The sequence below is a fragment of the Dawidia cretensis genome (assembly GCF_018598175.1).
GTDB lineage: Bacteria > Bacteroidota > Bacteroidia > Cytophagales > Cyclobacteriaceae > Ohtaekwangia > Ohtaekwangia cretensis.
Genome location: NZ_JAHESE010000001.1, coordinates 72,583 through 87,879, shown reverse-complemented (window position 1 = coordinate 87,879; position 15,297 = coordinate 72,583). Strand labels below are relative to the sequence as shown.

The 15,297-nt window shown below is 50.2% G+C and carries 11 protein-coding genes; 5 read left to right on the top strand and 6 right to left on the bottom strand.

Annotated elements, in window-relative coordinates; genetic code table 11:
* Positions 1-49: 49 nt before the first annotated feature.
* Genes KK062_RS00315 through KK062_RS00300 form a run of 4 tightly spaced genes read right to left on the bottom strand, consistent with a single transcriptional unit; the run spans position 50 to position 3,672 of the window.
* Positions 50-967, bottom strand: a complete 918-nt coding sequence (locus KK062_RS00315) for a helix-turn-helix domain-containing protein (RefSeq protein ID WP_254082233.1) — start codon at positions 965-967, stop codon at positions 50-52.
* A 36-nt stretch (positions 968-1,003) separates the two neighbouring features.
* A complete protein-coding gene (locus KK062_RS00310; RefSeq protein ID WP_254082232.1) occupies positions 1,004-1,846 on the bottom strand; it encodes a DUF3037 domain-containing protein in 843 nt (280 codons plus the stop codon).
* Positions 1,843-2,649 (bottom strand): HipA family kinase, encoded by an 807-nt coding sequence (locus KK062_RS00305; protein WP_254082231.1) that lies wholly within the window; start codon positions 2,647-2,649, stop codon positions 1,843-1,845. The genes KK062_RS00310 and KK062_RS00305 overlap by 4 nt, the downstream gene beginning before the upstream one ends.
* Positions 2,650-2,664: 15 nt before the next feature.
* Positions 2,665-3,672, bottom strand: coding sequence for a helix-turn-helix domain-containing protein (locus tag KK062_RS00300; RefSeq protein ID WP_254082230.1), 1,008 nt, complete (start codon positions 3,670-3,672; stop codon positions 2,665-2,667).
* 187 nt (positions 3,673-3,859) lie between these two features.
* Here KK062_RS00300 and KK062_RS00295 point away from each other — a divergent pair, with 187 nt between their 5' ends.
* The 4 genes from KK062_RS00295 to KK062_RS00280 all read left to right on the top strand — a co-directional run bounded on the left by KK062_RS00295 (position 3,860) and on the right by KK062_RS00280 (position 10,987).
* A complete protein-coding gene (locus tag KK062_RS00295) occupies positions 3,860-6,283 on the top strand; it encodes an outer membrane beta-barrel family protein (protein ID WP_254082229.1) in 2,424 nt (807 codons plus the stop codon).
* A 119-nt stretch (positions 6,284-6,402) separates the two neighbouring features.
* Positions 6,403-8,508, top strand: a complete 2,106-nt coding sequence (locus KK062_RS00290) for an IPT/TIG domain-containing protein (protein ID WP_254082228.1) — start codon at positions 6,403-6,405, stop codon at positions 8,506-8,508.
* 38 nt (positions 8,509-8,546) lie between these two features.
* The gene (locus KK062_RS00285) at positions 8,547-9,323 is read left to right on the top strand and encodes a carboxypeptidase-like regulatory domain-containing protein (RefSeq protein ID WP_254082227.1); all 777 of its coding nucleotides are present in this window, start codon (positions 8,547-8,549) and stop codon (positions 9,321-9,323) included.
* Between the two features lie 368 nt (positions 9,324-9,691).
* Entirely contained in the window at positions 9,692-10,987 is a 1,296-nt protein-coding gene (locus KK062_RS00280; RefSeq protein WP_254082226.1) for a hypothetical protein, read from the top strand.
* A 173-nt stretch (positions 10,988-11,160) separates the two neighbouring features.
* Here KK062_RS00280 and KK062_RS00275 read toward each other — a convergent pair whose 3' ends face one another.
* Positions 11,161-11,733 (bottom strand): pentapeptide repeat-containing protein, encoded by a 573-nt coding sequence (locus KK062_RS00275; protein WP_254082225.1) that lies wholly within the window; start codon positions 11,731-11,733, stop codon positions 11,161-11,163.
* Between the two features lie 64 nt (positions 11,734-11,797).
* On the bottom strand, positions 11,798-14,272 hold the full coding sequence (locus tag KK062_RS00270; RefSeq protein ID WP_254082224.1) for an ABC transporter permease: 2,475 nt from the start codon (positions 14,270-14,272) through the stop codon (positions 11,798-11,800).
* A gap of 566 nt (positions 14,273-14,838) precedes the next feature.
* Between KK062_RS00270 and KK062_RS00265 the strand changes: the two genes are divergently transcribed.
* A complete protein-coding gene (locus KK062_RS00265; RefSeq protein WP_254082223.1) occupies positions 14,839-15,186 on the top strand; it encodes a hypothetical protein in 348 nt (115 codons plus the stop codon).
* The last annotated feature ends 111 nt before the right edge of the window (positions 15,187-15,297 follow it).

Sequence of the window (15,297 nt, the reverse complement as noted above, 5' to 3'; positions counted from 1 at the left end):
GATCAATCGAAGATTTGCGAATTTCAAATAAGGGGGATTCGCCCACCGGCTAAGCGCGGAAAGCCAGTGGTGTCAGGGCCGTGCGCTTCTTAAAGAAGTTCGAAAAGTGCGCCACCTCTTCAAAGCCGAGCGAATAAGAGATCTCGGACACAGTCCAATTGCTATTTTTTAACAGGATCTTAGCTTCTTGCAAAATGCGATCGCTGATGATCTTTGTCGTCGTAGAGCCCGTTGACTCCTTTAATACTTTATTGAGATGATTGACATGTATCGCGAGCCGGTCAGCATAATCCTTCGGCGTACGCAGGCCAAGCGACTGCTGCTGCGGCACCACCGGAAACTGCCGCTCCAACAATTCCGTAAACAACGACGACACCCGGGCCGACGCCCCATGCGCCGCCGGCACCGTAGCCCCCGGCCGCAGCTTCTGCCCATAATGGATCAACTCCATCACATAATTCCGCAGCAAGTCATATTTATAAGCATAGTCTGATGCCACTTCCTTCCGAATCCGCCGAAAGATATCCGCTATATCCGCCGCCTCATCGTCCGAAATCTCAAACACCGGGCAACCCCCGGGCTGGAACAACGGCAGGTTATCAAGCGTCAAACCATGCTGCGTCTTATTAAGAAACTCACCCGTAAAAATACAGAACGCCCCCTGCTGCCTTTCACCTTGCGGCAACCAATGATACGGCACCTTCGGCGTAGCAAAGAGCAGGGCCTGCTTCTCAATCTGAATCACCTTGTCCGCATACTCCGCACGATTCGCACCCTGAATAAAACTGATCTTATAATACGCCCGTCGATCATACGGCATCGCCATCGGCTTCCCTGCCACCGCCGCCAAATCAAACACATTAAAATGTCCCTGATGCTGATTCCCCTCCGGCACCGGCATGCCAGCACTTCCCTTACCTGCATCTTGCAGCTGCTTATAAAACTCCTCTACAGAAACAATCTTCACGATAGGCGATTGGGTGATGAGTTAATTGCAATGAGATTAGATAGCTGAAAGCTCTAGTATAGTCTTATTAGAATACTGCTCGATCTTGTCTTCGGTTATAATCTCCTTAGGGGCATTTGCCTTCTTGAGATTATCTAATGCATTTTCATAAGCAAGCAGCAATGTTGTATTTCGAGGTTTCGCGACTAGCAAGTCGAAACGATAATTGTGATTTTTGGCATAATCGCCAAGCAAGTTTAAAGTGCCATAGTATCGAATTGATTTGTCTTGAATCGCTTCTTCCGTCGCAAGATCAAAACTAATGGGTTGTATGAAATTGGTGGAACCGTTCTTCCAAGCTAATTCAAATTTCAAAGTCAATCCATTAGCGATAATGGTGCTGTCCTTTTTGAATTTATGTTTCAGTTCAGTATGGTTATCAAAAACAAGGGATTTATATTTTCTCAATAAAAGCTCTTCATGATATTTCGCCTTTTCATCCAGGGAGGGTATAAGTAGACGAGCATAGGATTGTATTGTTTCCTCATGAGATTTTGGGGAATCAAAGTTAATGACAAATACAGGCTCAGAAAATTGCAAGGCAGTCTCATCCTCGCCGAGAATGTGATCATGTATGTAATTTTTAAAACTGATTTTGGGATCAGTTTCAAAACCTATTTCTCTTTTTTGAGAGACTTTTTGTGAAATGTTTCGAAGAAACGCATCAAAGAGCGAAGAATCGAAATTTGGATATATCGATTCCAAACGATGACTATCACCTTGAATGAAGGTGATAATTCTCTCGCTCGGGAAGTGAAAAAGTAATCCAATATTCAACGACTCACCTAATGTCAACGAGTGTTTGTACTGTAAAATCGAATATAGAAAGTAATTACTCATCTCAGTGATTTACGCAAAATCTCAACAAAGGTAGCACAATTTTGTTTAACGAACTGTAGGTATGACAAGACAGCCACACGGTTAGTATCATAAAAATGGGCCTCTAATTGGTTAAAATATGGGATTAATATGTTTAAGTTAACAGTTCGAGTCAGTTCTTCAAAAGCGTTAAAATAGTCCTCTTCAATTTTTGTCTGCGAATTGATCAGGTAATCGTAGCTTATGTGATAACGGGTAAATCGTTCTTCCCATATCCCCTTGATGAGATTGTCTTTTGTTTCTTCGCTGAAGTCAAGTGCCATTTCATGATCAATAACCCAAGCCTTATCAAGCGCAGTTAACAATAAGTTCGGTTTGCGTTGACCTCGGTCTCCATTTCGTATGAAACTATCGAAGGCATAGAGTGTATCGACCTCTAAGTACTTCGTTAATAATGTTTCCTCGAGTCCTGACTCAAAACGAAAATGTCCTTCTATCAGTTCAGTGCCAAACTTAACCCGTTCATCTCTTTTGTCGAGTACTGACTGTTCTTCGCGGCCGAGGCGCATCACGAAGTCGTTTGAAAAGTGAATCAGCGCGGCTGTCGGAGCATGTAAGTCGAATTCTTTGGCTAAGACATTTCCTACCACTTCCGCGGTTACACAGTTCTTGGACTCAATTTGTGACGTGGTATATAACTTAACGATATATTGCTTGGGTCCTTGAGGTGTTTGGACGATTACACTCCAGGGTTCAGTATGTCCACCTTTCCTGATGATGCGTTGGAATGAGATTGCCTCGTATTCGGGAAGTCCTTGATTCATATATTGCGCTATAGACTAATAACTGGATTCGATTTTAACCTGCTCCCGATACTGCGTCGGCGTCATCTGCGTAGCAGCCTTAAACGCCACATTAAACGACGTCACCGTCCCAAACCCACAGTCATACGCAATGCTCGCCACCTTTTCCTGTGCATAGACCGGGTCCGCCAGCATCGTCTTCGCTTTCGCAATACGATATTGATTCACAAACTCCGCAAAGTTCTTTCCCTCTTGCTCATTAATAGCCTGCGACAAATCCCGCGCGCTCACCGACAGTTGCTCCGCCAGGCGTTTCAATGTAAGCTCACTATCCAAATAAGCATCGTGCTGCTCGAACAAGCTCTTAACCTGCTGCACCAGCTGACGGGCCGTCGCACCGTCGATCGTCGAACTGGTATACTTCTCCAACGCAAACACATGTCGCTTCAACAGCATGTACGAGAAAATATAGACCAGCAACGAAAAGAACACCGCACCTAAAATATAGAAGGGAATAAATCCAAGATACACGCCTCCATATACCAGCAGCACCGTACTCACCCCAATCACAATATTGCGATACCATGACTTCAGCCGTGTACCAACCGGTACCTTAAAAAGGTAAAACCAGGAAACCACCAGGTAGATCGTCTGGTGCAGCAGCACCGACGGATAGAGGATCCGTGACAACAGGCTGCCGTCGTTGGGAATGATCGGGCTTAGCAAAAAGTATAGCCCGAAAGGAACCAGGTGCAGGTACTGTCGGGCAGCGAAAGCTTGCTTTTCCAACAGTGCCTTCCCGTAGAGCCACAGCAAGGGCCCGGTAGCAAGGACGGTGGCGATGGCCAGGTTGCGCACGCGCGGGTCGAGGTCCAGGTAGACAAACACCACCGATTTGCCGATGCGCACCGTGAGGCTTAGCAGCAGGAACGCCAGCAGCAGGTTCGAGCGCCGGTCGCGGAGGCTGAACAAATACACACACAGGAACAATGCCTGGATCACCCCCAGACAGCTCAATACTAATATGACACCTTTAGCAACCATGATCTTTGCAGTCCAACCGATTTCTTCCGCTCTCAATTAACCCATAAGCTGTTACTTTATCATTACGGAGTGGGTGATATTTTAGTCTACTGACCCTGGCCACCGCGCCCCGACTTTTTCAAGAAACGCCCTTTTTCATTATAAAAAACATGTTTTTTAAAGTGTTCCACGGCCTTACATCGCATCCTTGCAAGAAAAACAAGAGGAGATGGACCGCCCGATGCCTATGCGATACACACTGATCAGTTTACTGCTGACACTGCTTTCAGCACATGCCTTTACCCAGGACCGACACACCCTGACCGGCCGGGTCGCCAGCCCAACCGGCGAGCTACAGATGGGCAATGCCCTGGCCCTGTCCGTCCGCGACTCCAGTCTGCTCCAGGGCGCCAGCTTCCTGGAAGGCGATTTTACGTTGGCCGATCTGCCCCAGCACGAGGTGCTCCTGAAGCTAACGTCCATCCAGTTTGGCGATACTATTCTGTATGTATCCCTGGCCGGCCGGTCCCGTGTGGACCTGGGCACCCTCATCGTGCGCGACAACCCGGAGCTACTCGGTGAGGTTGAGATCACCGGCGACGTGCCCCTGTTCACCACCCGCGCCGACGGCGTGCTGCAAGTCAACGTAGCAAATACCGTACTGGCGACCAGCAGCTCGGTGCAAGAGATTCTGTCACGCTCCCCCAATGTCATCTCCGACGACAACGGCCTCTCGGTCTTTGGTCGAGGCCAGGCGATTTTATATCTCAATGGCAAACGCATCACGCAAGAACGCCTCGGGTCGGTATCAGCCGCGCAGGTAAAAAGCATCGAGATCATCACCAACCCGCCGGCATCCTACGACGCCGAAGGGCAAGCCGTGATCAACATCATCACCAAAGCCGACATGCCCGATGGCTACCGTGCCACCGTTAACCAGCAGGGAACATGGTCGCAATATGCCGGCGGCGCCACCAATACCCAGATCAACGCCACCGCGAAGAAAGGGCGCATCGACGTGGCCGGTAACTTCGACCTGCGCCGCGGCAACGAGCGCGAAGTGCTCAACACCACGCGCACACGTCCGGCCGACACAGACTACATGAACTCACAACTACGGTGGGATCGCCAACGCGATTACAAGGACGTGTCGAACTACAGCCTGGGGATGTCATACGCCCTGCGCGGCGGCAGTTATGCATCCGTAGAATACAACGGCTTCCATGAACGCATCGACGACGACCTGCAAAGCCGAAACTTTATCACCACCCATACTGAAGACAGCCGCTATAGCTCGCGCACCGCACGCATCAATCTCACCCGTAACAACGCCGTTACCGTCAATAGCAAAACGATGCTCGACACCCTGGGATCTTACCTTTTCGTTGGCGGCCAGCTCTCAACCTATAGCTGGTATCGCGACGACGATATCCGCGAAAACAACCTTGTCAACAACGATGAAACCATCCGCGTTTTGGGAAGCCATCAAAATAACCCCATTAAAATTCTCAGCCCACAAGCCGACTTCGTGCATGTATTCCCTCGCGGAGGCAGACTGGCTTTTGGCACCAAGCTTAGCATCGCCCGTGTAGCGGCCGACCTGTCGTTCTACGAAATCGGCGAAGGCGGCGAGCATACTCCTGATCCTCAGCGTACGAACGACTTCTCTTACGACGAAACTATCTCAGCAGCCTACACGCAATACGATGGCATCATCAATAAATCCATTACATACGGGTTGGGTCTGCGCGCCGAGCGGACGCACTACACCTTATACACCTCGATCCGCGAGCAAAGCACCTTTCGCGACACATACGTAAACCTCTTCCCGCAAGCACAGATCGCCATTACAGCATCGCCAGACCTCAAGCTGCGCGCCGCATATACTTCACGCATTATACGTCCGTCATACCAATCACTCAGTCCCGCGCTTATTTACCAGGACGCCTTCACCTCTTCCGCAGGAAACCCCGACCTGAAACCCGAAAAAGTACACGCAGTGGAATTAGGTGCTGCCTGGCGTATGCTCGACCTAAAAGCCGGTTACAGCTATAACATCACGCCTATGAGTGGTGCGGCCATCCGCGGTGACGATGACAAAAGCTATGTGCTAAAAGCCATCAACCTCAGGCGTGGCCACAACTACTTTGCCACCGCCTCGGCAACGTTCAGTCGCTCCTGGTTCACATCCACTAACAGTGTGAGCGTCAGTTATAGCAAACGTATTGACAGCGACAACGGATTCACCATGCTGGCCGTCAGCCCCCAGGTGTATTTATACACTAACAACAAAATAAACGTCGGTAGGCTGTTCTCCTTACAACTCCTGGGCTGGTACCTTGGCCAACGCTCGCAAGGCCTATATTTTGACTATGACCGCTGGCTCGTCACACTGGGAGCTGAAAAAGAATTCCTGAACAAGGCCATCAAAGTCAGCATCACCGCCAACGACATGTACCACACCAGCTATCCCTCCGGCCACTACGACGTCGGCCAAACACATATCATCTACCAACGCACGTTTAATACCGACTACTATCGCCTCATCGTCACCTACACCTTTGGGCAGCTAAAGAAGAGCAGCTATCAAAGTCAATCCACCGGCGCTACCGAAAATAGTCGCGTACGATAACAGTGTGACACTGCATTGTCTCCATCCTCCATCCTGGGGTATATTCCAATTGGCCCCCCGTTCATGTAGTTAACTGCCCGCCCTTTTCGCCGTATCCACAACTACACAAAACCTGTGCGATGAAAAACGTATTCTACCTCCTACTGTGCGCGATCCTCCTATCCAGTTGCCACGACGACGACCAGGCAACCCCCAACGATCCCGTTGACCCGATCACCGATGAAGTTCGCATCGAAACCCTCGAATCCTGCCGTGCCAAATATGAATCTCTGCTGGCTACAGACGAAGCAACTGCCTCACAACAATTATTAGACTGGCTTAAAACACAGCCCAACATTGCCGACGCCGGCATTGCCGAAGAGGAGAAAAACGTATGGGCCTATTTTCGTGACGGCCGCTCCATTATGTTTGTTAATAACCTAAAGCGCGTTCCTCACGGACAACAAGGCGGCCGCCAGGAGCAAGCTGAGACAGCTGGTGCGTTGCCTGTCTATGGCACTGATCCCGCGGCCCGTCCGCAGGAGCTGCCGAAACAAAAGAAAGTGACGCTTCTCAACGGTATGGGGACGGGCTTCATCGACCCTACAGCTGCCATAAAACAGATCTTTGCAAAATCCAAAAGCGACTACGACATACACAGCGATATCGCTTCCGTGGAGAACCTCAAAAAGATCGGTAACGACCACGCCATCTTTTACCTCAGCACGCACGGCGGCGCCACCGACCTGAGACAAGTAGGCGGCAAACAAATTCCCGCGACGCTCGGCTTCTGGACAACCGACAAGTGTACGCCCGCAAATGAAGCCGCCTTCAAAGACGACCTCGATAACTTACGCCTCGGCTACATGGTCGCCGCGAACGACGAGCCCTCGCCCGGCAACGTGACGGTGGAGAAGCACTACGCTTTTACCGCCGCCTTTGTCAAAGAACACATGAGCTTCGGCGAGAACGCACTGATATATTTTACAGCATGCAACGGCTTTCGCGAAATGCCCAGCGGCGTAGAGTTCCGGGAGACCGTCATCAGCAAAGCGGCGAACAAACACGCGGCCTACCTCGGCTGGACAAAACCCATCTATGAATCCGACGGCTATGTTGCCGCCAAGTTTGTATTCGATCGCCTGCTCGGCGCCAACGCTCCCGGTGGTGGATCAAGCTTTCCCATTCCCCAGGAAGATCCTTTTCAGCGCCCGTTCGACATCGACGCTGTTATGAAAGACATGGCGACCAAAGGATTGAATGTGTCGGACGTAAAAGAGGGTAATGTCGTAGAGCAGTCTGTCTTTAAGTGCTACAACAAGATTAGTCCGGATACGCGTTTCGTCCTTACCCCCAGCATTGCTTACCTCGAGATGTACGAATACTTTGACTGGCTCTACATCCGGGGCATCTTTGGCGATGACCCCGGCGCCAGTGAGCGCACCGTTACGATCGATGGTGTGAAAGTAGAAGTAGTAGACTGGTCGCGCGATCAGATCCAGTGTAAGATCCCTTCGTCGGGAAAAGGATCTGCGGGCGATGTCGTCGTGACGATCCGTGATCACGAGAGTAACCCGCGCCGCTTAACGGAATGGCGTGGCACATTGAAATATACCCGACCGTCCGCCGGTGCGTATAAAGAAGAGACCAACATTGCTTTTCACGTGCGCCGTGATGTTGGCTACTATCGCAAGACTCCGGCAGCAAATCCTGTGAAAGTTGAGCCCACGATATACCCCGGCCCCGCCCGCGACACGAAGGCTACTTATAAATTTGGTGGTGATGCTAAATACGTAGCGAATCCCGGAAACTGCACGTATACCTACTACGCCGCATGGGGTAACAGCCAGGGCACTCTTCCGATGTTCGATGGACAGCGGCCGACGGAGCCCAGTATATTGGTGATCTCTACCGAAAAAGATGACGGCTTTGAGTTGCGCGCACTGTCATTTCTCAATCCCAAAACTACTCTTAATTCTGTCTATAACGACTGGGTATGCCCCGATGACAGTGGCACATCCGACAGAGAAGAAGTTGCCATGGGCCTGGAAAGCCCCACCGAAAAGTTCCAGCTCGTTAACCTCGTGTTCGATGCAACTTTTAACATCCAGCCTGGCAAGATCCAGGACAAAGGTGACGATCGCTCCCTCATTGAGTATGACGGCGACAGACCGGACTTTACCATCACGCTCGAGTGGAGCACCATGGCACCAAACTTTCCCCCCGACCCGGATCAGCCGCAGTAGTACCATCCACATCCATCACTAAAACCTCTTTATAACCCATGCTCTACACAAACACATCCGCGATGAAGGCTACGCTTTGTCTCGTGGCTACGCTCGTGCTCGTCACCGCTTGTAGCGACGATGACGAAGCCTCCGACGATACCGTCAACCCACGTGAAGGCTATATTACCGGCAAAGTAGTCGATACACAGGGCAACCCCATAGCGGGTGCCGAAGTGGTAATCGACAATACGATGTTTTACAATAATAACATCATCGTACAAACAAACGCAAACGGTCTATACGAGGCCGCACTGCCTACGGTTGGGACGTATGCCGTGTCTGCATCCATACAGCATACGCTAAACAACAAGACGTATACACTGGACCTGGCATCCGACGTGACGGACGTGTTGAGCAACGAAGGCGGTGTCGTTAATTTTGAATGGAAGCTTACAGGAAAAAAGCCGGAAGACATGACAGGCTATTTTGGTGCCAGCGTTAGTGTCAACGGTGCTATCGGGAGTGAGATATATGATCCGGAAAATATTATCTTTACGCTTGAACCTGTTGGTGAATTGATAGACGGCTCCAAAGGCAAAACATTAACGATGCGTACGGGCGAGCCGTATTCAGCGGAGTACGGCAGCCTGGTCGACATTCCCCTCGGCCGATATATAATGACGGCTTCCTACGAACAGGACGGGAAGACGATTTCTTTGAAGATCCGGAACATGTTCGATGCGTCGTCTGTTTATTCCACGAGTTTTCAACTAAATTTTGAGCCTGAGACCGTGGCCGGAGACAACATGGCAATCATTGAATATCTGGAATAGACTTATCCACAATTTCCCCAAAATTGTATTCCAGGCAGACTCCGCGGACCGGCGAATAAACTCCAATCAGCCATACTTCGAATATCCCCGGAATAACAGAGAATCTCGGATAGTCACCGGACAATCCAGGTGTCTGGAGTCATCTGCCTAGTTATTAAATAGATATCCAATAATTTAAAAAGAGATTAGCAATAGATATTCAATACTATAAATGGTATTGAATATCTATCTCTAAAATTCGTATTGAAAAAAAAATATCTATTTAATTGATAGGAGGAAGATATACTTTTGCTACCTTCGATTTATACTCCGTTATGACCCCAGCGGCTGTTTAGAGTTATGTATTCGTTGAACAAACTGTTTAGTCTATGGCCTTCTTAGAGGGATTGAAATTCACCGGAAAGCTAGGCGAATTGAGCGCCTATCGTATGCGCGGATGTTCCAAAATCGTTGTCCGCCGCAAAGGCGGGCCTTCCGCAGATCAAATCAAAAAAAGCCCTAATTTTACCAACACCCGGTATACGATGTCGGAGTTTGGAGGTTGCTCGCGCATGGGTAAACATGTGCGCTATGCGTTACATCCGCTCAAGACGTTGTCTGACAACAACTTTGGCAGCGACGTCAACAGCGTCATGCGCAAGGTACAACTTCAGGATAAAACAAGCCTGTGGGGACGCCGGAATATTATACTTTCCGACTACGCGCGGATTCTGGAAGGATTTCCGCTCAACACGGAAAACCCTACGTTCGATTCCGTGGTGCGCAATCCGGTATACTATACGATTGATCGCGAGCGTCGCGCAGCGACCGTGAATATACCCCATCTGTTACGCAGTATCAATTACTTTCCGCAGAATAACCATGCGATGTTCCGCGTCATTGTCACCTTGGGCGTTGTGCCCGACATGACATTCGATACAGTGTCGCGCGAGTTCCAGCCGCCAAAATGGTTTGACGCAGGCTACTTCCCGACCGAAGTTTCTACAACGTGGTATCCTTCATTGGAAGGTATGCCGGCCGCCACATTAGCGCTCGAAGTGAAAGAAACGCCGCCGGACAATGGCTGGTCGCTGATGTTGTCCATCGGTATACAGTATGGTGCTTTGCACGAAGGTGGCGAGATCAAAGAGTTGAAACGTTTTGGTGCGGCAAAGATCGTCGCCTTGCGCGGACGAAACAACGATAATAGTGATGCGTTGCCAACTCCAGATGAAAAGCAGACATCCGGATTGGTTGAACCGCCTGCGGGTGTGGCCGAAGCTGTACCACAAGATGATATGCCCACTGTGATGATAGGGCCAGAGAACGATACGCCGCAGGTAGCAGCAACGGGTACAGCCGCCGCTTCCATGGCTATCCCTACACAAACATTTTGCTATCATTATGTTTCAACTTCTGCGCGGACAACCGAGCCGGTCGCCGCGACGTATACATATTCTTATACAGTAGCCGATACAACCACCGCGACGTCTAAGCCCGTAAAGCAGAAGGCGGAAAAGTCGCCTGCTTCATTCGCTGAAGCAAAAAAGCCGAAGGTGATCCAGGATAACAAGCCCGCTGCCGAGCGATGGTGCATGACGGATAGGCCATTGTTCGGCGATGAAATTCCCACGGTCGAAGCATCGTCTCCACGATATATAATGTCGGGGCAGTGGCGATTATAGCCTGAAGGTTATCACCGACATCCGCTGTTATGCAAAATGGTGGCGGAACGGCTCGATAAATCTCTCCTCGTTTGATTTGATCGCAAACACGATCCGCTCAAAACGATTTTTAAATTTTCCATCTTTTAAATGCTGCGCAAAATACGTAGCGGGTGGGCGTTGGGTTGCAGGCGTCACTCAATTTTGATTTTATACTTGTCCAACAGTCCCACGACACCGCTCAACGAGAACTTAGCTTTGGTCAGGTGATTACGCTCGGGGTCCATGGAATAGTTATAGGCAGTGCGCAGGTCGGCCCCTTCCAGTAATGTGTTTTCGAAGCGTGCGCCCAGCAGGTCGCAGTCGTCGAACTTGGCATTGGTCAGGTCGGTTTCGATGAACTCGGCTTCTTGCAGCTTACAGTCTTTGAACGATGTGCCCTTGAGTTTGAGACGATAGAACGAGGAGAAGTTGATAATGCACGATTCAAAGCGGAACGCCAAAAGAAACTTGCTACACTCGTCGAAGCGGGCGCCGAGGATTTTACAGTTGCGGAAGGTGACGTCGCGGAAGGAAGCGTCTTGTAGTATGGCCATGCTCAGGTCGCAGTTGACGAACTTGCATTCTACAAACGTGCTGCCCGTCAGGGAAACCGAAGCAAGGGTACAATTATTAAAAGTGCAGTTATCGTATTCACCGCGTTCGAAGCCGTTGGTGCGAAAGTCGATGCCGGCGTAGTCCTGGTCCTGCGTAGATTGCTTGCTCATGAGTCTATAAATAAACACAGCCAATCTACGGAAAACGCATCGTTTTCACTACTCGCCGTACCGACTACTCGTAGCGCAGCGAATCCACGGGATTGGTACGCGCTGCCCGCAAGGTTTGGATACTGACGGTCAGAAGGGAGATCAGCAGCACGATGGCGCCGGCACCGATAAACGCGAAGGGCGATATCGATGTGTGGTAGGCAAAGCGCTGAAGCCAGCTGTTCATCAGGAAATATACCAGCGGTACACTGAGGACGATGGAAAGCGCGATCAGTCGTACATAGTCTTTTGAGAGCAGTACAAAGATGCCGCCTTCGCTGGAGCCCAGCACTTTGCGGATGCCGATCTCTTTGGTGCGCTGTACTGCGGTGTAGGCGGAGAGTCCCAACAGCCCTAAGCAGCCGATGACGAGGGCCAGTGTGGCAAACGTGGTGAAGAGCACGCCGAATTGACGCTCGTTTTTATACTGGCGATTAAAGTAATCGTCGAGGAAGAAATAATCAAACGGATTGCCCGGGAAGGACTTTTCGTAAGCAGCCCGTACGTTGGACAAGGTGCGCTCGAGGTTGTCGTGGTCGGTGGTGATGCGCACCGAGTAGAATTCACCGTCATAGGCAGAACATTGGAATACGACGGGCGTGATGGTTTGCTTAAGCGACAGTTGATGATAGTCGTTGACAACGCCAACAATGATACTGTTGAAATCGTAATCGCTAAACGTAAGCGGTTGTCCGATGGCCTCGGCCGGTGTTTTGAACCCCAGGGCTTTTGCTGCGGAAGCGGTAATGACAAGCGATGTGTCGGGGTCTTGCACATAGCTCTCCGAGAAGGTGCGGCCGGCAAGCAGCTTCATTTTAAAGACATCGGTAAAGTTATAGTCCATCGCGTTCAGGATGACGGTAGCGGATTTGTCGTTGGCTTCGCCATAGCGTTTTATCTGCGCCTTCCACTCGCGTTGTGCGCCGGGTACGGTGGTAGACGAGGCAACCGATTGGATGGCGGGATCTTTCCGCAGCTCGTTGTTAAAAACATCAATAGCAGATTCACGTTGCTCGGGCATGACACCGGGACGTTCCACCACCAGCACCTGGTCTATGTTGACGCCAATGTCGCGGCTCATCATAAAGTTCAATTGTGTATACACTATAAAAGTGCCGGCGATAAGCGCGACCGACGCCATGAATTGAAATACTACCAGGGCGCGACGCAGTACGATGCCGCGGGTGCTGTTCTTCAGCTTGCCTTTCAAAATAGTGGCAGGCTTGAACGACGATAATACAATGGCCGGGTAGAATCCTGACAGGATCGTGCCCGTTGCCCACAGTATCAATACCAATACAATAAACCACGGTTGGAACAAGTGCGTCGGCTTCAGTGCAAGGCCCGAGAGCGTATTAAAAGATGGGAGTGCCGCGCCGACCACCGCCAGGGCGACAAGCACTGACAGTAAGTTGACGATTGCCGATTCGGCCAGGAACTGGCGTATGAGTTGAAAGCGTGCGGCACCCATCACCTTGCGTACCCCTACTTCCTTGGCGCGTTCCAGGGCTTTGGCAGTGGAGAGGTTGACATAGTTGATCCAGGCAATGGCCAGTACAAAGAGACCAATGAGCCCCATGAAATTCACAATGCTCTCGTCGCCGTTGGCTTCGACCTCGTCGGAGAGGCGGGAAGTGAGGTGAATGTCACGTAGCGGTTGCAGCGTCATGACGTAACGTTCGTTGCGTTCTTTCAGGTCGGGTACTTTCTCGGCGATGATGGCCGGCAATTTGGCTTCGACCGTACGCGGGTCTGTGCCGGGACGCAATTTCATGATTGTATACATGTCATTGCGCCTCCAGCTGTTGTCGTAGCGGGCTACGCCGAAGTCGGGGCGGTCGGGACGCGTGCGTGTGAATAAGGTCTTATAGGAGAAGAGAATATCAAATTTGAGGTGGGTATTATCGGGAACGGTGGGGACCACACCGGTGATGTGCACTAATTCGTTGTTGTTATCGTCGTCCTGCATACGCAGGGTCTTGCCAATAGGGTCCTCGTTGCCAAAGTACCGGTGGGCGAGCTCCCGGGTAATGACGGCGGTATTGGCTTCTGCCAGGGCGGTGTTAACGTCGCCGCTCGTGAGGGTATAGCCCATCATGGAGAGGAACGCGGCGTCTGCGTATAGGAATCTCCGTTGTTTAATGGCGATGGGTGGCAGGGCTTCCTCGTTGGTGATAACGACATTGTTTTTGAAGCCCATGTTATACAACCGCGCATAATTTTCAATTTCCGGCAGGGTAGCTGCTAGCGCGGGGCCCGCAGCGGGGAAATTTTCGGCGGTGGAGCGTACGTGCTCGGGACCGTTGTATGTATCGAGCGTAAGGCGGTACGTATTGTCACCTTCGGGTACAAAATCTTCGTAACCTGTCTCAAACTTTACATACTGGGCAATGAGTAGAAACACGGCCATGCCGATGGCCAACCCCAGCATATTCAGAAGTGAAAAGAATTTATTCTTTAGGAAGCTACGGTAGGCGCGGCTGAACATGGTCTGGATCATAAGGTTCTATGTTTCGGCATATGGCATTTTGCAAAAAGGTCGCCAAAAGTCCATTAAGGATGAAAAACAGGCCTGAATGAAAGAAATTCGGTGTTTTCGCGCTTCGCAGCGGGCGTGTCGTACAATTGTTTTGTCCGCTTACGACCGATTTTTTTTCGTTTTCGGTCGGAAGGCTGGCTGTTATCTATCCACAATCTATCCACAAAACGTGATTTAAGGATGGAGGTATCCTTATACTGATAGAGCCTTTAAAGGTCTTTAGATCATTATGACATGACAGTATGTACGCGTGTGACGGACATTTTAATACATAAAAATTTTAAAATGGGAAAGGGGAAAACTACTGTAAGAATAAATGTCGGAAGTGAATTTTATAGCAAAAGCACTTGTTCTAGGAACTTTGGAGGTGATGTTGCGTAGAAGTATCTGCAGGCGGACGTGTGTTGGGAGCTAGAAAAATTATGAAGAAAATCATTCTGATCGTTAGGTAGTTGACGAAGTAACCTGAACATCAGTAGTTATTAATATCTTTTTTGAAGTTATCTTGTCAGGGATTTTAAGAACTCATGGAACTCACACAACGGGCATACAAAGACGAAGTAGAGAAATTCTCGACAGCCCAGGTGATTGATATGATCCGCCAGCTGCGTGATGAGCTGATCGCGGACTTCCTACAGGAAGAAAAGCTTCGTACTTTTTTCGTCGAGCACTACGATGTGAAGAGCCTCAGCCAGGTGCGCATCGAATTTTTGAAACGCGATCTGAAAGAGATTCAGAAGTCGCCGCTCGACCTGGCCCACTACGCCGGTCTTATTAAGCTGATCAAAGAGACAAACTCAGCCGCCCTGTCGGGGGGTAATGATACGCTCTTCTTTAATGAGCTGGAGACGGTGTTTAAGAAGTATACGTACTAGGCGTCACGCCACACTCTCTTTCTTTAATAACGGCTTTTGGAACGCGTGCAGGGCACGGAATGTCTGAATTCTGTCGGTTTTGTTCTATCCGGCGGGCCGTGTTTTGAGGTA